At 71.2% G+C, this 19,489-nt stretch carries 13 protein-coding genes; all 13 read left to right on the top strand.

The features are described from left to right. Positions 1-53: 53 nt before the first annotated feature. On the top strand, positions 54-2,726 hold the full coding sequence (gene polA, locus P5G50_RS13300) for a DNA polymerase I (RefSeq protein ID WP_301208387.1): 2,673 nt from the start codon (positions 54-56) through the stop codon (positions 2,724-2,726). Positions 2,727-2,769: 43 nt separating this feature from the next. Beyond that, positions 2,770-4,443 carry a DUF885 domain-containing protein gene (locus P5G50_RS13295; RefSeq protein WP_301208389.1) on the top strand — a complete coding sequence of 558 codons (1,674 nt, stop codon included), beginning with the start codon at positions 2,770-2,772 and terminating at the stop codon, positions 4,441-4,443. 125 nt (positions 4,444-4,568) lie between these two features. Next, positions 4,569-5,558, top strand: a complete 990-nt coding sequence (locus tag P5G50_RS13290; protein WP_301208391.1) for an epimerase — start codon at positions 4,569-4,571, stop codon at positions 5,556-5,558. A 101-nt stretch (positions 5,559-5,659) separates the two neighbouring features. Then, positions 5,660-7,102: a 30S ribosomal protein S1 gene (gene rpsA, locus P5G50_RS13285; RefSeq protein ID WP_301208393.1), complete on the top strand. Its 1,443-nt coding sequence runs from the start codon at positions 5,660-5,662 to the stop codon at positions 7,100-7,102. A gap of 100 nt (positions 7,103-7,202) precedes the next feature. After that, positions 7,203-7,805 (top strand): dephospho-CoA kinase, encoded by a 603-nt coding sequence (gene coaE, locus P5G50_RS13280; RefSeq protein ID WP_301208394.1) that lies wholly within the window; start codon positions 7,203-7,205, stop codon positions 7,803-7,805. Positions 7,806-7,883: 78 nt separating this feature from the next. Then, positions 7,884-9,950 carry an excinuclease ABC subunit UvrB gene (gene uvrB, locus P5G50_RS13275; protein WP_301208396.1) on the top strand — a complete coding sequence of 689 codons (2,067 nt, stop codon included), beginning with the start codon at positions 7,884-7,886 and terminating at the stop codon, positions 9,948-9,950. A 47-nt stretch (positions 9,951-9,997) separates the two neighbouring features. Continuing rightward, entirely contained in the window at positions 9,998-10,744 is a 747-nt protein-coding gene (locus P5G50_RS13270; RefSeq protein WP_301208397.1) for a DUF4129 domain-containing protein, read from the top strand. A gap of 32 nt (positions 10,745-10,776) precedes the next feature. Further along, positions 10,777-11,340: a hypothetical protein gene (locus tag P5G50_RS13265; RefSeq protein WP_301208398.1), complete on the top strand. Its 564-nt coding sequence runs from the start codon at positions 10,777-10,779 to the stop codon at positions 11,338-11,340. Next, positions 11,330-12,457, top strand: coding sequence for an AAA family ATPase (locus P5G50_RS13260; protein WP_301208399.1), 1,128 nt, complete (start codon positions 11,330-11,332; stop codon positions 12,455-12,457). The genes P5G50_RS13265 and P5G50_RS13260 overlap by 11 nt, the downstream gene beginning before the upstream one ends. Then, positions 12,454-13,767 carry a DUF58 domain-containing protein gene (locus P5G50_RS13255; protein ID WP_301208400.1) on the top strand — a complete coding sequence of 438 codons (1,314 nt, stop codon included), beginning with the start codon at positions 12,454-12,456 and terminating at the stop codon, positions 13,765-13,767. Before P5G50_RS13260 ends, P5G50_RS13255 begins: the two co-directional genes overlap by 4 nt. A gap of 13 nt (positions 13,768-13,780) precedes the next feature. Further along, positions 13,781-14,305, top strand: coding sequence for a hypothetical protein (locus P5G50_RS13250; protein WP_301208401.1), 525 nt, complete (start codon positions 13,781-13,783; stop codon positions 14,303-14,305). Positions 14,306-14,589: 284 nt separating this feature from the next. Beyond that, complete coding sequence (uvrA, locus tag P5G50_RS13245; protein ID WP_301209378.1) at positions 14,590-17,457, top strand: excinuclease ABC subunit UvrA; 2,868 nt, start codon at positions 14,590-14,592, stop codon at positions 17,455-17,457. An 8-nt stretch (positions 17,458-17,465) separates the two neighbouring features. Next, the gene (gene uvrC, locus P5G50_RS13240) at positions 17,466-19,478 is read left to right on the top strand and encodes an excinuclease ABC subunit UvrC (RefSeq protein WP_301208402.1); all 2,013 of its coding nucleotides are present in this window, start codon (positions 17,466-17,468) and stop codon (positions 19,476-19,478) included. Positions 19,479-19,489 lie beyond the last annotated feature (11 nt).

Here is a 19,489-nt window from a genome sequence, read left to right as displayed (position 1 = left end):
GCCGCTCCCGCCGGCCCCGCCGGAGTGTCCGCGGCCCCTTGTAGGCTGGACCGGTGTCAGACTCCGAAAAGCCTACCCTGCTCGTGATCGACGGCCATTCGCTGGCATTCCGGGCGTTCTACGCCCTGCCGGTGGACAGCTTCGTCAACCGCGAAGGGCAGCACACGAACGCGATCCACGGCTTCATCGCCATGCTGATCAATCTGCTCCAGCAGCAGAAGCCGACCCACATCGCGGTCGCGTTCGACATCTCCCGCTACTCGTTCCGCACCCGCGAGTACCCGGAGTACAAGGGCACCCGCGGCGAGACGCCGTCGGAGTTCGCCGGGCAGGTGCCGCTGCTCGAAGAGGCCCTGCACGCGATGAACATCACGACCATCGCGAAGGAGGACTACGAGGCCGACGACATCCTCGCCACGCTCGCGCGCAAGGGCGTGGAGGAGGGCTTCAAGGTCTTCCTCGTCTCGGGCGACCGCGACACCATCCAGCTCGTCACCGACGACGTCACCCTGCTCTACCCGAACGTCCGCGGCGTCTCCGAGCTCAAGGTCTACGACCCGGCAGCGGTGCGCGACCGCTACGGCATCGAGCCGCACCAGTACCCCGAGATCGCCGCGCTCGTCGGCGAGACCAGCGACAACCTCGTCGGCATCGACAAGGTCGGCGAGAAGACCGCGGTCAAGTGGGTGCAGCAGTACGGCACGGTCGAGAACATCGTCGCGCACGCCGACGAGATCAAGGGCGTCGTCGGGCAGAACCTGCGCGACCAGAAGGAGAACGCCCTCCGCAACCGCCGGCTCAACAAGCTCCTCGACGACGTGGAGCTGCCGGTCGGCCCGGCCGACCTCGAGCGCAAGCCGCTCAATGAGAACGCGGTGCGCGACATCTTCGCCCGCCTGCAGTTCAAGACCCTCCTGGAGCGGCTGCTGAAGACCGCGGCCGAGGAGGGGCTGACCGGAGGCGGTGCTGGCGTCGTCGACGCCGGCGACGCGGGCGCCGTGTCGGCGCCGGTCGTGCGCACGATGGTCGACGAGGAGCTCGCCAACTGGCTGTCCAAGGCGTCCGCCGGCGACGCACCCGTCGCCGTGCAGCTGGAGGTCGGCCCGGCCGGCATCACCGGCTTCGGCCTCGCGACGGGCGACGACACCGTGTACGTGCCGTGGGTCGCCGGTCGCAAGGATTACGAAGCCCTGGAGGCGTGGCTCGCGAGCAGCGCTCCCAAGTACTTCTTCCACGCCAAGCCGCAGTTCAAGGCGCTCAGCCGTGCCGGCTTCGTGGTCGACGGCCTCGCCTTCGACACCCGCATCGCCTCCTGGCTCGTGAAGCCCGGTGCCGCGCCGCAGTCGCTCGCCGAGCAGGTGTACGAGGTCCTCGGTGAGACGCTGCCCGTCTCCGACCCGAACCAGCTCGTCCCCATCAACGACGCGGTCAGCCCCGCCACCGAGGCCTGGTACATCCGCCGGGTCGCCGAGGGCCAACTGATCGCGCTCGACGAGGGCACCCGCGGGGTGCTGGTCGACATCGAGCTGCCACTCGTCGCCGTGCTGGCGCGCATGGAGCTCGACGGCGTCGCGATCGACACCGAGGTGCTCGCGCGGCTGCGCGGCCAGCTCACCGACAAGGCCAACGACTTCGCCGCGCAGGCGTACGCGGAGGTCGGCCACGAGCTCAACCTCGGCTCGCCGAAGCAGCTCCAGCAGGTGCTCTTCGAGGAGCTCGGGATGCCGAAGACCCGCGCCACCAAGACCGGCTACTCCACCGACGCCGGCTCGCTCGCCGACCTGCAGGAGAAGAGCCCGCACCCGTTCCTCGGCCTGCTGCTGCAGCACCGCGACGCGACCAAGCTCAAGCAGATCGTGGAGACGCTGGAGCGGTCGGTGAACGGCGACGGCCGCATCCACACCACGTACGACCAGACGGGCACGAGCACGGGCCGCATCTCGTCGAACGACCCCAACCTCCAGAACATCCCGATCCGCACGGAGGAGGGGCGCGAGATCCGCTCGGCGTTCCGCTACGGCGAGCAGTTCGAGACGCTGCTGACCGCCGACTACTCGCAGATCGAGATGCGCATCATGGCGCACCTCTCCGAGGACCCGGGCCTGATCGAGGCGTTCAACGGCGGCGAGGACCTGCACCGCTTCGTCGGCTCGCGCGTCTTCGGCGTCGATCCGGCCGAGGTCACCCCGGCCATGCGCACCAAGGTCAAGGCCATGTCGTACGGCCTCGCCTACGGGCTCAGCGCGTTCGGCCTGTCGAAGCAGCTGCGCATCGAGACGTCGGAGGCGCGCCAGCTGATGGCGGACTACTTCGAGCGCTTCGGCGCGGTGCGCGACTACCTGCGCAACGTCGTCGAGCAGGCGCGCGTCGACGGCTTCACCGAGACGATCTTCGGCCGCCGCCGCCCGTTCGCCGACCTCACCTCGACCAACCGCGTGCTGCGCGAGAACGCCGAGCGGCAGGCGCTCAACGCGCCGATCCAGGGCTCGGCCGCCGACATCATGAAGGTGGCGATGCTCGGCATCGCGGGCGACCTGATCGACCAGGGCCTCGAGTCGCGGATGCTGCTGCAGGTGCACGACGAGCTGATCTTCGAGGTGGCCGCGGGGGAGTGGGACGCGCTCGAGGCGATCGTCCGCACCCGCATGGCCGGCGCCGCCGACCTCCGCGTTCCGCTCGACGTGCAGGTGGGCCGCGGCGCGAACTGGGACGCCGCCGCGCACTAGCCGGCGCTGGCCGGTCGTGCTCCGGGCCGAATAGGCTCGGAGCATGACTGACGCAGAGAAGCGCGAACCCACCCCGGTCGACACGATCGCGGAGGAGTGGGTCGACACCCAGCTCGAGCTCCACCCGGAGTACCACGTCTACCTGGGCCGCCCCGGCCGCGAGGGCGAGTACGGCGACTACTCGCCCGCCGGCGCCGAGGAGGCCGTCGCCAAGGTGAAGGAGGCGCTCGCGAAGATCGAGGCAGCCGAGCCGGTCGACGAGATCGACCGCATCACCAAGATGGACCTCGCCCGCGAGCTGAAGCTGACCGTCGAGAAGCACGAGGCCGGCTTCGAGCAGCGCGACCTGAACGTGATCGCGTCGCCCGCGCAGGAGCTGCGCGACATCTTCGACCTCGTGCCGACCGCCACGGCCGACGACTGGGCGAACGTCGCCAAGCGGCTGCACAACCTCCCCGCCGCCATGGACGGGTACATCGAGACGCTCCGCAGCGGCATCGGCTCGGGCAACGTGCCGGCCATCCGCCAGGTGCGCGAGGTGGTCGCCCAGGCGAAGAAGCAGGTCGCCGACACCGGCTTCTTCTTCGACTTCACGAAGAACGCCGCGGTCGGCGACGGCAGCCTGCCCGAGAGCCTGAAGGCCGATCTGGCGAAGGGCGCGCAGGAGTCCGCCGACGCGTACGCGAAGCTCGCCTCCTTCCTCCAGGACGAGCTGGCGCCCCACGCGCCGGAGAAGGACGCGGTCGGCCGCGACCTCTACCAGCTCGCCTCCCGCGACTTCGTCGGCGCGACCGTCGACCTCGACGAGACCTACGAGTGGGGCATCGAGGAGCTCGCGCGCATGGTCGCCGAGCAGGAGTCGATCGCGCGCGAGATCAAGCCGGGCGCCTCGGTGCGCGAGGCGATCGCGTTCCTCGACCAGGACGCCTCCCGCAAGCTGCACGGCACCGACGCGCTGCAGCGGTGGATGCAGGAGACCAGCGACCGCGCGATCGCCGAGCTCGGGAAGTCGCACTTCGACATCCCGCAGGAGATCCGCCGCCTCGAGTGCATGATCGCGCCGACCCAGGAGGGCGGCATCTACTACACAGGCCCGAGCGACGACTTCGCCCGCCCCGGCCGGATGTGGTGGAGCGTCCCCGAGGGCGTCACCGAGTTCGACACCTGGCGCGAGCTGACGACCGTGTACCACGAGGGCGTCCCGGGCCACCACCTCCAGATCGCGCAGGCGACGTACAACAAGGCGCAGCTGAACTCGTGGCGGCGCATCGCGGGCACCTCGGGTCACGCCGAGGGCTGGGCGCTCTACGCCGAGCGGCTGATGGAGCAGCTGGGCTACCTCGACGACCCGGCCGACCGCCTCGGCATGCTCGACGGCCAGCGGATGCGCGCCGCGCGCGTGGTGCTCGACATCGGCGTCCACCTCGAGAAGCCGCTGCCCGACGGCTCCGGCACCTGGACGGGCGAGTACGCGTTCGGCTTCCTCGGCGAGAACGTGAACATGAACGAGGGCTTCGTCCGCTTCGAGGTGAACCGCTACCTCGGCTGGCCGGGCCAGGCGCCGTCGTACAAGATCGGCCAGCGGATCTGGGAGCAGCTGCGCGACGAGTACGCCCGCCGCGAGGGCGCCTCCTTCGACATCAAGGCGTTCCACAAGAAGGCCCTCGACATCGGCGGCGTCGGCCTCGACACGCTGAAGGCCGCGCTGCTCGACTGAGGGGTCGGCGGGAAGCGGAGGAGGTCCGGCGCGAGCGCGCTGGGATCTCCTCCGTTCCCTGCCGCGCAGCGGTGTGTCGCAAGAGGATTCCTCCGTTCTGATCGGAGACGACGAGGGGAGTGAGCGTGGGGGAGACCATCGTGCTGGCCGGTGCGTCCGGCTTCGTCGGGCGGTACCTGGCCGAGCACTACCGTGCCGCAGGGGCGACGGTCCGCCTGATCGGGCGGGCGGGCGCCGACGCGCGCTGGGGTGACGCCGACGCGGTGCGCCGCGCGGTCACCGGCGCCGATGTCCTCATCAACCTCGCCGGCAAGAGCGTGAACTGCCGCTACACGCCGGCCAACCGCGCCGAGATCCTGCGGTCGCGGGTCGAGACCACACGTGAGCTGCGGGAGGCGGTCGCCGCGAGCGACGCGCCGCCCGTCGTCTGGTTCAACGCCTCCACCGCGACCATCTACCGGCACGCAGAAGACCGGCCGATGACCGAGGCGACCGGCGAGCTCGGCACCGGCTTCTCGGTCGACGTCGCCCGCGCCTGGGAGGACGAGCTGTTCGCGGGCGAGCTGCCCGCCACCCGTCGCGTCGCACTCCGGATGGCCATCGTGCTCGGCGACGGCAGCGCGCTGGGGCCGCTGCGCATGCTGACGCGCGCCGGGCTCGGCGGACCGCAGGTCGACGGGCGCTGGTTCTCCACCGCCGCGCGGCGCCGGGCGGGGACGTTCCACACCTTCGGGGCGCGGGGAGGGAGGCAGCGGTTCAGCTGGGTGCACCTGGCCGACGTGCTCGGCTCCATCGAGTTTCTGCGCGGTCGCCCTGACATCGCAGGCCCGGTCAACATCGCGGCGCCGAACCCGACCGACAACCGCACCATGATGGCGACCCTCCGCCGGGTGCTGGGCGTCCGGTTCGGGCTGCCGGCGAGGCGGTGGATGCTGGAGCTCGGCTCGGCCGTCATCCGTACCGAGACCGAGCTCGTGCTCAAAAGTCGCTGGGTGGTGCCCGAGCGCCTGCTCGATGCCGGGTACGCATTCGCCTTCCCCGACCTGGAGGCCGCGCTGCGTGACATCGCCGGCGAGCGCCGGGTTGCTGCGCCCGCCTCCGGCTCGCTAGACTAGAACGTCACTTCTGTGACATCCACATCCGCCTGCCGAGCGCGGAAACCACTCACATCGAACGCGCCCGGCCTGATTCCTGTCCATTACGGAGCATCCACTACATGACAACCGCAACGACCGACAAGGCCCTGAAGCAGGTCGCCGTCAACGACATCGGGTCCGCTGAGGACTTCCTGGCCGCGGTCGAGAAGACGCTCAAGTTCTTCAACGACGGAGACCTCATCGAGGGCACTGTCGTCAAGATCGACCGCGACGAGGTCCTCCTCGACGTCGGTTACAAGACCGAGGGTGTCATCCCCTCGCGCGAGCTTTCCATCAAGCACGACGTCGACCCCACCGAGGTCGTCGAGGTCGGCGACACCGTCGAGGCCCTCGTTCTCCAGAAGGAGGACAAGGAGGGTCGCCTCATCCTGTCCAAGAAGCGCGCCCAGTACGAGCGCGCCTGGGGCGATGTCGAGAAGATCAAGGAGGCCGACGGCGTCGTCACCGGCACCGTGATCGAGGTCGTCAAGGGCGGCCTCATCGTCGACATCGGGCTCCGCGGCTTCCTGCCGGCGTCGCTCATCGAGCTGCGCCGCGTCCGCGACCTGACCCCGTACCTGGGCCAGGAGATCGAGGCCAAGATCCTCGAGCTCGACAAGAACCGCAACAACGTGGTCCTCTCGCGCCGCGCCCTGCTCGAGCAGACGCAGTCCGAGTCGCGCACCACCTTCCTCAACAACCTGCACAAGGGCCAGGTCCGCAAGGGCGTCGTCTCGTCGATCGTCAACTTCGGTGCGTTCGTCGACCTCGGCGGCGTCGACGGTCTCGTCCACGTGTCGGAGCTGTCCTGGAAGCACATCGAGCACGCCTCCGAGGTCGTCGAGGTCGGCCAGGAGGTCACCGTCGAGATCCTCGAGGTCGACCTGGACCGCGAGCGCGTCTCGCTGTCGCTCAAGGCGACCCAGGAGGACCCGTGGCAGGTCTTCGCCCGCACCCACGCGATCGGTCAGGTCGCGCCGGGCAAGGTCACGAAGCTGGTCCCGTTCGGTGCGTTCGTCCGCGTCGCGGACGGCATCGAGGGCCTCGTCCACATCTCGGAGCTCTCCGGCAAGCACGTCGAGCTCGCCGAGCAGGTCGTGTCGGTCGGCGACGAGGTGTTCGTCAAGGTCATCGACATCGACCTCGAGCGTCGCCGCATCTCCCTCTCGCTCAAGCAGGCGAACGAGGGCGTCGACCCCGAGGGCACCGAGTTCGACCCGGCCCTCTACGGCATGGTCACCGAGTACGACGAGCAGGGGAACTACAAGTACCCCGAGGGCTTCGACCCGGAGACCAACGAGTGGAAGGAAGGCTTCGAGTCCCAGCGCGACGAGTGGGAGCAGCAGTACGCTGCCGCCCAGGCTCGCTGGGAGGCCCACAAGCGCCAGGTCGCGAAGGGCATCGAAGAGGCCGCGGCCGACACCGGCAGCAGCTCGTTCTCGAGCGACTCGGGCTCCGGCGGCACCCTCGCCGACGACGAGTCCCTCGCCGCGCTGCGCGAGAAGCTCAGCTCGAACAACTGAGACCCGGGCAGCACAGCCTCGTCTCATCCGTGAGCGGCCGGTCCCTTCGGGGGCCGGCCGTTCCGGCGTTAACGGGCGCGGCCGTCGCTAGGCTGGTCGGGTGCAGCTGATCGGACTCACGGGGGGCATCGCCTCCGGCAAATCGACCATCGCCTCCCGCTTCGCCGAGCACGGCGCCGTCGTCGTCGACGCGGACCGCATCGCCCGCGAGGTCGTGGAGCCCGGCACGCCGGGCCTCGCCGAGATCGCGCGTCGCTTCGGCGACGGGGTGATCGCGGCCGACGGCAGCCTCGACCGCGCGGCCCTCGGCGCGATCGTGTTCGCCGACGAGGAGGCGCGGCTCGCCCTCAACGCTATTACCCACCCGGCAGTGCTGCGCGAGTCGACGGCCCGCTTCCGCGCGGCGGGCGACGCCGATCCCGACGCCATCGTCGTCTACGACGTGCCGCTGCTGGTGGAGTCGGCCAACGAGTACCCGTTCGAGCTGGTCGTGGTCGCGCACGCCGCCGCGGACACGCGCATCCGCCGGCTGGTCGAGCTGCGCGGGATGGATCGGGCGGAGGCCGAGCGCCGCATCCGCTCGCAGGCGTCCGACGACGAGCGGCTCGCCGTCGCCGACGTCGTGATCGACACCGACGGCACGCTGGAGCACACGCTGGAGCAGGTCGACGCGCTGTGGGAGGAGCTGCGCGCGCGGCCATGACGCCTTCACAGCCAGTACAGGTTCCGCTCTCAGCGAGAGCCGGTTCCGGTGTCGGTGGTCCTTCCTAGACTGGAAAGCATGCAACCCACCCGTGCCGTCCGTCCGTTCGAGGTCGTCAGCGAGTACCAGCCGAGCGGTGACCAGCCGACCGCGATCGCGGAACTGGCAGGGCGCATCAATGCGGGCGAGACCGACGTCGTGCTGCTCGGCGCGACCGGCACCGGCAAGTCGGCGACCACCGCCTGGCTCATCGAGCAGGTGCAGCGGCCGACCCTCGTGCTGGCCCACAACAAGACGCTCGCCGCACAGCTCGCCAACGAGTTCCGCGAGCTGCTGCCGAACAACGCCGTCGAGTACTTCGTCTCGTACTACGACTACTACCAGCCCGAGGCGTACGTCCCGCAGACCGACACCTTCATCGAGAAGGACTCGTCGATCAACGCGGAGGTCGAGCGGCTGCGGCACTCCACCACGAACTCCCTGCTGAGCCGGCGCGACGTGGTCGTCGTCTCGACCGTGTCGTGCATCTACGGCCTCGGTGCGGCCGAGGAGTACCTGGAGGCGATGGTCGCCCTGCAGGTCGGCCAGACCATCGGCCGCGACGCGCTCATCCGCCGCTTCGTCAACATGCAGTACGAGCGCAACGACGTCGACTTCTCGCGCGGCAAGTTCCGCGTGCGCGGCGACACGATCGAGATCATCCCGGTGTACGAGGAGCACGCGATCCGCATCGAGATGTTCGGCGACGAGATCGAGGCGCTGTACTCGCTGCATCCGCTCACCGGCGAGGTGCTGACCAAGATGGATGCCGTGTCGGTGTTCCCGGCGACGCACTACGCCGCGAGCCCGGCGACCATGCAACGCGCGATCGTCACCATCCAGGACGAGCTGCGCGAGCGCCTCCAGGAGCTGGAGCGCGAGGGCAAGCTGCTGGAGGCGCAGCGGCTGCGCATGCGCACGCAGTTCGACCTTGAGATGATGGAGCAGATCGGCTTCTGCTCCGGCATCGAGAACTACTCGCGGCACATCGACGGCCGCGCCCCCGGGCAGGCGCCGAACTGCCTGCTCGACTACTTCCCCGACGACTTCCTCGTCGTCATCGACGAGTCGCACGTCACGGTCCCGCAGATCGGTGCGATGTACGAGGGCGACGCGTCGCGCAAGCGCACGCTGGTGGAGCACGGCTTCCGCCTCCCGAGCGCGCTCGACAACCGGCCGCTCAAGTGGAACGAGTTCAAGGACCGCGTCGGCCAGACCGTGTACCTCTCGGCGACGCCCGGGCAGTACGAGATGGGCGTGGCCGACGGCGTGGTCGAGCAGATCATCCGCCCGACCGGACTGGTCGACCCCGAGATCGTCGTCAAGCCGACGAAGGGGCAGATCGACGACCTCCTCGAGGAGATCCGGCTGCGGGTCGAGCGCGACGAGCGCATCCTCGTCACCACGCTCACCAAGAAGATGGCGGAGGAGCTCACCGACTTCCTCGCCGAGGCCGGTGTGAAGGTGCGCTATCTGCACTCCGACGTCGACACGCTCCGCCGTGTCGAGCTGCTCACCGAGCTGCGCGCGGGCGTGTACGACGTGCTCGTCGGCATCAACCTGCTCCGTGAGGGTCTCGACCTGCCAGAGGTGTCGCTCGTCGCGATCCTCGATGCCGACAAGGAGGGCTTCCTCCGCTCGTCCACGTCGCTCATCCAGACGATCGGCCGTGCTGCGCGCAACGTCTCGGGCGAGGTGCACATGTACGCCGACGTGCTCACCGACTCGATGCAGCGCGCCATCGAGGAGACCGACCGGCGTCGCGAGAAGCAGATCGAGTACAACCGCGTCAACGGCATCGACCCGCAGCCGCTCCGCAAGCGCATCGCCGACATCACGGAGGTGCTGGCCCGCGAGGAGGCCGACACGGCTCGCATCCTGGCCGGCCGCGAGCAGAAGCGCAAGAGCCCGACGCCGAACCTCCGCAACGGCGGTATCGCCGCCCAGGGAGCCGCCGAGCTGGAGTCGCTGATCGCCGACCTCAACCAGCAGATGCTGGCCGCCGCCGGCGAGCTCAAGTTCGAGCTGGCCGCCCGCCTGCGCGACGAGCTCGGCGACCTGAAGCGCGACCTCCGCCAGATGGAGAAGGCGGGTCACCTGGGCTGACCGGTCGGCCCGACGCGCGGGCCGGTCGCAGCGGCTACGGTGGCAGGGTGGGTGCAGACGGGCCGACGAGGGCTGCGCGGGGCGGACGGCGGTGGACGCTGGCCGGGTGCGGCGCCGTGCTCGCCATCGCGGTCGTCGCCGTGGCGTTCCAGGGTGCGCCGGAGTTCAGCGGGCCGCGCGTCCTCTTCCCGGAGGCGCCGCTCATGCGGGACCTGCCGACGAGCACCGGCCGCGCGACCGACGCGCCGGGGGAGCAGGACGCGCTGCACGCGGTCCGCATCGACCTCAGCTGGCTGCTGTGGGCGGCCATCGCGCTCGCGATCATCGTCGTGCTTGCACTGCTGTGGCGCCGCATGCGACGGGCGCTCGACCGCCCCGCGCTGGCGCCCCTCCCGCCGCTGACCGACGCGGGCGGCTTCACGCCCGACGCGGAGGATCCCGCGAACGAACCGGAGCCTGCGGTCGTGCGACGCGGCCTCGACCGGGCGCTGGAGACGCTGGCCGAGCCGCGCGAACCGCGCGACGCGATCGAGCGCGCCTGGGTCGGACTCGAGGAGGGCGCCGCCGACTCAGGGCTGCGCCGCCTGCCTGCCGAGACACCCTCGGAGTTCGCGGCGCGGGTCGTGGCCCGGGTGGCCGCGGACCGGGAGGCGGCAGACACCCTCCTGAAGCTCTACCTCCGCGTCCGCTTCTCGGAGGCAGAGGTGACCGCCGCCGACGTCGCCACCGCGCGCGGCGCGGTCGAGCGCCTGCGCGCCTCCTGGAGCGCGGCCGCGCCCGGAGGTCGACGATGACCCGGCGCCTCCCCCCTCGTCTGCTCACGCGATTGATCCTCAGCGCCGTGCTGGGCGCCGCCATCGGCGTCGCCGCCTGGTATCTCGGCATGGACGCGCCTCACGCGGCCGGACTGGGTGCCGCCGTACTCGCCCTCGTCGCCTGCCTCTCCGTGCTCGGCGAGGCCGCGTCGATGGTCTGGCGGGTGGACGAGCCGCCGCTCCGCCCTGGCTCGCGGCGCGACGTGGTGCAGCTCGGGTGGTCGCTCGGTGGGCGCGGCGGGCAGGTGTCGGGTGAGGGCGTGCGCCGTCTCCGCCTGATCGCCGCCCGTGCGCTCGCCCTCCGCGGCATCGACCCCGACGACCCGGCCGCCGCGCCCCGGGTGGCGGAGCTGCTCGGCCCAGAGGCCTCCGCGATCCTCCGCCGCGGCGCCGCCAACGGCGCCAAGCGACCCCAGGTGCTCGCGCTGCTGGACCGCCTGGAGGCGCTGGCGCCACCCTCGGCGGATCCGGCCGTCCGGCCTGTTGACGTCGCCGCGCCGGCCTCCCGACCCGCCACCACCGCCTCCCCGCCCGCCGACCGTGCCACCCCGGAGGACACCCGCCATGCCCACTGACGCCGCCCCGACCGACGGCAGCACCACCGCTGCCGACGCGTACCCGGCCTCCGCCACGACCGCCGACCCGGTATCCGCGGCACCCGCACCCCTCCCCGTCCCGGAGGTCGCCCGGCTCGGCGCCCTCGTGCTCGACCGGGTCGGCAGCGTCGTCGTCGGCATGCGGGAGCCGCTGCGCGTCGCCCTCGCGACCCTCCTCGCGGGCGGTCACGTGCTGTTCGAGGATGTGCCGGGGCTCGGCAAGACCCTCGCCGCGCGCAGCATGGCCGCCGCCGTCGGGCTCGACTTCCGGCGGCTGCAGTGCACGCCCGACCTGCTCCCGTCGGACATCACCGGGTCGTTCGTGTACGTGCCGGCGCAGGCCGACTTCGAGTTCCGGCCGGGGCCCGTGTTCACCGGGCTGTTCCTGGCCGACGAGATCAACCGCACCTCCCCGAAGACGCAGTCGGCGCTGCTCGAGGCCATGGCTGAGGGGCAGGTGTCGGTGGAGGGACGAAGCTTCGCCCTCCCGCGTCCGTTCCACGTGATGGCGACGGCCAACCCGATCGAGTCGGAGGGCACGTACGCGCTGCCGGAGGCGCAGCTCGACCGCTTCATGGTGCGGCTGGGCGTCGGGTACCCGGACACCGAGGGGGAGTCGCGCATCCTGCTCGCGCGTGTCGCCCGGCGGCACGAGGTCGCCACCGTCGAACCGGTCACCGACGCGGCCACGCTGCTCGCGATGCAGGCCGGAGTGGAGGCGGTGGACGTCGACCCCGACATCGCCGCGTACTGCGTGAACCTCGCGGCGGCCACCCGGCGGCACCGGTCGGTGGAGGTCGGGGCGTCTCCGCGCGGATCGCAGGGCCTGCTGCTGGTCGCCCGCGCCCTGGCCGTGCTCGACGGACGCGACTTCGTCATCCCGGACGACGTGAAGAAGGTGGCCGTGCCCGTGCTCGCGCACCGGCTCACCCTCACCGTGCAGGCGTGGACGAGCGGGGTCACCGCCGAGCAGGTGGTCACCGAGGTCGTGAACACCGTCGCCGGTCCGCCCGCCGTGGGCCTCCGCGAGCGGGGAAGCGGCACGGGCGCCGCACAAGCGGCCGAGGCCGAAGCCGGGGCGGCGGCGCCGCGGTGACCGACCGCACCCGCAGTACGAGCAGAGGGCCGTGGACGCTCAGCCCCGCGATCGTCGGCGCCGTCGTCGTCGGCCTGATCTGTCTCGTCGCGGCCTTCGTCCTCTCCCGGCTCGAACCCGCGCTGGTCGGTGCGCCGCTCCTTCTCGCCGCAGCCCTCGGTTGGGACCGGCGACCGGCACGGACGGGGCCGGACGCGGTCGAGGTGGAGGTGCTGGTCCGCACCGACGAGGAGCGGCCGGCCTCCGCCTCCACCGTCGCGGTGGCCGGTTCTGCTCGCACCGACGCCCGCGCCGACGCCCTGCAGGTGCGCATCGAGCCCGCCGACCGGCCCGCCTTCGACGCGGTGCTCACCCCGCGCGCCGCCGAGCAGCTCCGGGTGGAGGTGTCGGCCGTCCACTCCGGGCCGCAGCGGCTGCTCGGGCTGGCCGCCCGCGTGATCGGGCCCGACGCCGCCTGGGTCGGCGCGCCCGGTCCCGAGGCGTCGGTGGAGCGCGTCGTGCGGCCGCCGCGGATCGCTGTGCGCAGCCTCCCGCTGCCCTCGCGGCTGCTCGGGCTGACCGGCCAGCACGTCTCCAGCAGGCCCGGCGACGGGGGAGAGTTCCGCGACATCGACCGGTTCCGGCCGGGCGACCGGCTCCGGCGCATCGACTGGCGGGCGACGGCCAGGGCGGGGCAGGAGGGCGACCTGTTCGTGCGGCGGACCACCGCGACCTCCGACGCCGCGATCCAGCTGGTGCTCGACGCGCGCGACGACGTCACCGGCGTGGTCGCGGACTGGCCGCGCCCGCATCCCCGCGCCGCCGCCTCGTCCCTCGACCTGGCCAGGGAGGCCGCCGCGGCGCTCGCCCGTGCGTACAGCGCGGCCGGCGACCGGGTCGGCTTCGACGACGCGACGGCGGCCTCCCGCGTCGTCCCCGCCCGCGCGGGCGCGCGGCACCGCGAGCGCGTGCTGCGGGCGGTCGAACGCACCCGCGCCACCGGGCTCGCCTCCGACCGCGTGCGCCCGCCGCGGCTCGCGCCGGGCGCCCTGGTCTACCTGCTGTCGACGTTCCTCGACGACCAGCCGGTCGACCTCGCGCTCGCCTGGCGCGCCTCCGGTCATCGTGTCATCGCGGTCGACGTGCTCCCGCCGCGCGACAGCCACGAGCTCACGGTCCGCGAACGGCTGGCGCTGCGCACGGTCGAGGTCGAGCGGAGGCTGCGCCTCGAGCAGCTCGCGGCCTCCGGGGCCGAACTGGTCGTCTGGGCGGACCCCGCCGACCGCGCCGCCCGGCTGCGGCGGCTCGCGACGCCGGGGCGGCGACGGTGAGCGGGAGGCGGCGGTGAGCGGGACGCTGCGGACGCAGGCGCCGTCAGCGGGCACGCCCACGCTTCCCGGCTGGGCGCTCCGCGTGCTCTTCGTCGCCGTCGCGCTCGGGCTCGCGCTGGTCGGCGTGCCGGAGCGCCCCTGGACCGCGATCGCGGCCGCCCTGGCCGGCGTCACCGTGGCCTTCCCGCGCTGGATGACAGCCTGGGTCCTGATCGGTGTGCTCGCGTTCTCGTCGCTCCTCGTGAGCGGCGGGCCGTCACCGCGGGTGCTCGCCCTGATCGCCGGGCTCCACGCCCTGCATCTGATGGGCGCATGGATGCTCGTCGTGCCCGCGAGCGCCCGCCTGCAGCCCGCGGTGCTGCTGCCGACCCTGCGCCGCTTCGCGCTGATCCAGCTGCCGGTCCAAGCGCTCGCGATCGTGCTGCTCGTGGTGGACAGGTCGACGCCGCTGCCCCAGCTCGCGATGGTCTCCGACGCCATGATGGTGGGCCTGGTGGCGCTCCTCGCGGCGCCTCTGCTGCGCCGGCCGCCGCGCTGAGCGGCCCCGACCAGAGTGCGCGGAGTGCCCGGGAACAATCCATGTCGGTGGTCCGTTCTAGACTCGCGCCGGAGGCGACGAGACGCGCAGCCGACCATCAGCCGGCGTCCGATAGAATCGAACATTGTTTCGACGCGACCGATGACGCCACGGTGCGCCGAGTAGGGTGCGCGCTGGGCGAACAGGCGCCAGGGGACGACGGGGAATAGCGGAGAATGGAACGAGTGAGCAGCAACAGCCGAGTGACCAGCAGCGGTTCCAGCAGCGGGCGGGGGACGGCACCGATGGCCGGTGCGCACCTCAGCGTGCGCGGCGCGCGCGTCCACAACCTCCACAACGTCGACCTCGAGATCCCGCGCGACTCGCTCGTCGTCTTCACCGGGCTCTCGGGCTCCGGCAAGTCGTCGCTCGCCTTCGACACGATCTTCGCGGAGGGGCAGCGCCGGTACGTGGAGTCGCTCTCCGCCTACGCGCGCCAGTTCCTCGGCCAGGTCGACCGGCCCGACGTCGACTTCATCGAGGGCCTCAGCCCGGCCGTCTCCATCGACCAGAAGTCGACCAACCGCAACCCGCGCTCGACGGTCGGCACGATCACCGAGATCTACGACTACATGCGCCTGCTGTGGGCGCGCATCGGCGTGCCGCACTGTCCGGTCTGCGGTGAGCGCATCCAGCGCCAGACGGTGCAGCAGATCGCCGACCAGCTGATGGAGCTGGAGGCCGGCACCCGGTACATGGTCGTCAGCCCGGTCATCTCGCAGAAGAAGGGCGAGTTCGTCGACCTCTTCAAGGAGCTCGCGGCGAGCGGGTACTCGCGCGCGCTGGTCGACGGCGAGCAGATCCAGCTCTCCGAGCCGCCGACGCTCAAGAAGCAGTACAAGCACGACATCTCGGTGGTCGTCGACCGCCTGGTCGCCGGTCCCGACATCCTCACCCGGCTCACCGACTCGCTCGAGACCGCGCTGCGCCTGACCGACGGCATCGTCCAGGTCAACTACGTCGACCGCGAGGGTCCGGAGGCGTGGCAGTCGTTCAGCGAGAAGCTCGCCTGCCCGAACGGCCACCCCATCCAGCTGACCGAGATCGAGCCGCGCACCTTCTCGTTCAACGCCCCGTTCGGCGCGTGCCCCGAGTGCTCCGGCCTCGGCACCCGGATGGCGGTCGACGAGGACCTCCTGCTCGGCGACGACACCGCCAGCATCGCCGAGGGCGTCATCGTGCCCTGGACCACGCAGGGCAAGGGCCTGTTCCAGTACTACGAGAAGCTGCTCGACGGCCTCGCCCGCGATCTCAAGTTCTCGCTGAAGACCCCGTGGAACAAGCTGCCGGCGAACGTCCGCGACGCCGTCCTCCACGGCGACAACTTCGAGGTCAAGGTGCGGTGGAAGAACCGCTACGGCCGCGAGATGAGCTACACCTCCGGCTTCGAGGGCGTGGTGCCGTACATCGAGCGCCAGTACCTCCAGGCCGAGACCGACACGCAGCGCGCCCGCTGGGCCGAGTACCTGCGCGAGGTGCCGTGCCCGGTGTGCAAGGGCAAGCGGCTCAAGCCCGAGGTCCTCTCGGTCCTCGTGCACGGCAAGAGCATCGCCGACGCCGCCCTGCTCAGCCTGAGCGACGCCCGGTCGTTCATGGAGAAGCTGCACCTGACCGAGCGGGAGGCGCGGATCGGCGCCCAGGTGCTCCGCGAGATCAAGGTGCGCCTCGACTTCCTCATCCAGGTCGGCCTGAGCTACCTCGACCTGGCCCGCGCGGCGGCGACGCTGTCCGGCGGCGAGGCGCAGCGCATCCGGCTCGCGACGCAGATCGGCTCCGGCCTCACCGGCGTGCTGTACGTGCTGGACGAGCCGAGCATCGGCCTCCACCAGCGCGACAACCGCCGCCTCATCGACACCCTGGTCGCCCTGCGCGACCTCGGCAACACGCTGATCGTTGTCGAGCACGACGAGGACACCATCCGCACCGCCGACTGGATCGTCGACATCGGCCCCGGCGCCGGCGTCAACGGCGGCCACGTCGTGCACTCCGGCTCGTACGACGAGCTGCTCGAGAACACCGACTCGCTGACCGGCGACTACCTCGCCGGCCGTCGCGAGATCCCGATCCCCGAGAAGCGCCGGCCGATCGACAAGAAGCGCATGATCCGGGTGGTCGACGCGGAGGCGAACAACCTCAAGAAGGTCTCGGTCGACTTCCCGCTCGGCACCTTCGTCGCGGTCACCGGCGTCTCCGGCTCCGGCAAGTCGTCGCTCGTCAACGACATCCTGTACCGGGTGCTCGCCAACAAGCTCAACGGCGCCCGCAAGCTGCCGGGCAAGCACCGCACGGTCACCGGGCTGGAGAACCTCGACAAGGTCGTGCACGTCGACCAGGCGCCGATCGGCCGCACCCCGCGGTCCAACCCGGCGACGTACACGGGTGTGTTCGACCGCATCCGCAACCTCTTCGCGGAGACGCCGGAGGCCAAGACCCGCGGCTACCTGCCCGGCCGGTTCAGCTTCAACGTCAAGGGCGGGCGCTGCGAGGCGTGCTCGGGCGACGGCACGATCAAGATCGAGATGAACTTCCTGCCCGACGTCTACGTCGCGTGCGAGGTCTGCGGGGGAGCGCGGTACAACCGCGACACCCTGGCCGTGCACTACAAGGGCAAGAACATCGCCGAGGTGCTCGACATGCCGATCAGCGAGGCGGCCGAGTTCTTCAAGCCGATCTCGGCCATCCACCGCTACCTGCAGACCCTGGTCGACGTCGGCCTCGGCTACGTGCGCCTCGGCCAGAGCGCCACGACGCTCTCGGGCGGAGAGGCGCAGCGCGTCAAGCTCGCGACCGAGCTGCAGCGCCGCACCAACGGCCGCAGCGTGTACGTGCTCGACGAGCCGACCACGGGCCTCCATTTCGAGGACGTGCGCAAGCTCCTCCTGGTGCTGAACGGGCTGCTCGACAAGGGCAACACGGTCATCGTCATCGAGCACAACCTCGACGTGATCAAGTCTGCCGACTGGATCATCGACATGGGGCCGGAGGGCGGCGCAGGAGGCGGCACGGTCATCGCGACCGGGACGCCCGAGAAGGTCGCCGACACCGCCGGCAGCCACACGGGCTACTTCCTGAAGGAGATCCTCCAGGGCGAGAGCGCCCGGGGCGCAGCCTGAGGGGCGCCGTGGCCGACACCGTCAGCTACCGGCCGAAGGCCGGCGAGATCCCCACGCAGCCGGGCGTCTACCGCTTCCGCGACAAGAACCGGCGCGTGCTCTACGTGGGCAAGGCGAAGAACCTGCGCGCGCGGCTGAGCAACTACTTCCAGCCGTTGCGCAGCCTCCACGAACGCACGCGCCGGATGGTCACCACGGCGTCATCGGTCGAGTGGACCGTCGTCGCCAGCGAGTTCGAGGCCCTGCAGCTCGAGTACACCTGGATCAAGGAGTTCAACCCGCCGTTCAACGTCAAGTTCCGGGACGACAAGACGTACCCGTACCTGGCGGTGACGATGGGGGACACCATCCCGCGTGTGATGATCACGCGCAACCGCAACATCAAGGACGCCCGCTACTTCGGCCCGTACACGAAGGTGTGGGCCATCCGCGAGACGGTCGACCTGATGCTCAAGGCGTTCCCGGTGCGCAGCTGCTCCGACGGCGTGTACAAGCGCGCCGAGCAGACCGGGAGGCCGTGCCTCCTCGGCGACATCGGCAAGTGCGCCGCGCCCTGCGTGGGGCGGGTCACGCCGCAGGAGCACCGCGAGCTGGCCGACGACTTCGTCTCGTTCATGGCCGGAAACGACAGCGGCTACATCCGCGACCTGACGCAGAAGATGCAGGAGGCCGCGAGCGTCTTCGACTACGAGGCCGCCGCCCGCCACCGCGACGCCATCCAGGCGCTCGAGGGCGCGATGGGCAAGAGCGCGGTCGTGCTCACCGACAACGTGGACGCCGACGTGTTCGGCATCGCCCACGACGAGCTCGCCGCCGCCGTGCAGCAGTTCATCGTCCGCGGCGGACGCGTCCGCGGTGTGCGCAGCTGGGTGGTCGACAAGGAGCTCGACGTCGAGCTGGGCGACCTGGTCGAGACCGTCGTGCAGAACGCCTACGAGGGCCCGGACGCGCCTCCGCGCGAGATCCTCGTCCCCGAGCTCCCGGAGGACGCCGCCGAGCTCGAGCAGTGGCTCACCGAGCGCCGCCGCGAGGTCGGCGACCCCGGCGCTCCGCGTGGGGGCCGGCTCGCGGGCCGGGTGGAGCTGCGGGTCGCCCAGCGCGGCGACAAGGCCGCCCTCGCGCAGACGGTCGCGATGAACGCGAAGAACGCGCTGGTGCTCTACAAGACCCGGCGCAGCTCCGACTTCGTCACCCGCTCCAAGGCGCTCAACGACATCCAGGACGCCCTGGGTATGGCGGAGGCCCCGCTGCGCATGGAGTGCTTCGACGTGTCGCACCTGAGCGGCACGAACATCGTCGCCTCGATGGTGGTCTTCGAGGACGGCCTGCCGCGCAAGGACCAGTACCGCCGGTTCAGCATCCCCGAGTCCACCGACGACACCGAGTCGATCTACCAGGTCATCTCGCGCCGGCTGGCGTACCTGCGCGACCGCCCGGAGGAGGAGCTGCCCGAGCTCGTCGCGGACGCCGACGCCGACGCCGACAGCGTCGCCGTCGCCGATGCCGACCTCGCCGGCGACGACCCCGCGATCGACGTCGACGCCGAGCTGGCCGAGTCCGCCGCCGAGAAGCGCCGCAAGAAGTTCTCCTACCCGCCGCAGCTGCTCATCGTCGACGGCGGCCAGCCGCAGGTCGCTGCCGCCCAGCGGGCGCTCGAGGAGTCGGGCGTGCAGGGCATCCAGCTCGCCGGCATCGCCAAGCGGCTGGAGGAGATCTGGCTGCCCGACTCGGACTTCCCGGTCATCCTGCCGCGCAACAGCGACGCGCTGTTCCTCATCCAGCGGCTCCGCGACGAGGCGCACCGGTTCGCGATCACCTACCAGCGCGCCCGCCGCAAGCGCGACATCACCAGCGTGCTGGGCGAGATCCCCGGCCTCGGACCCTCCCGGGTGAAGGAGCTGCTCAAGCACTTCGGCTCGGTCGCGCAGCTGCGCCAGGCCACGCCGGAGCAGATCGCGGAGGTGCGCGGCGTCGGTCCGAGGCTTGCCGCCGCCGTCCATGAGCGACTCGCCAGTCGGTAGGCTGGAGGGAC

The organism is Leifsonia williamsii (assembly GCF_030433685.1).
GTDB classification, from domain to species: domain Bacteria; phylum Actinomycetota; class Actinomycetes; order Actinomycetales; family Microbacteriaceae; genus Leifsonia; species Leifsonia williamsii.
Note: the sequence above shows the minus strand (reverse complement) of the source record. Positions and strands in the feature narration are given on the sequence as shown.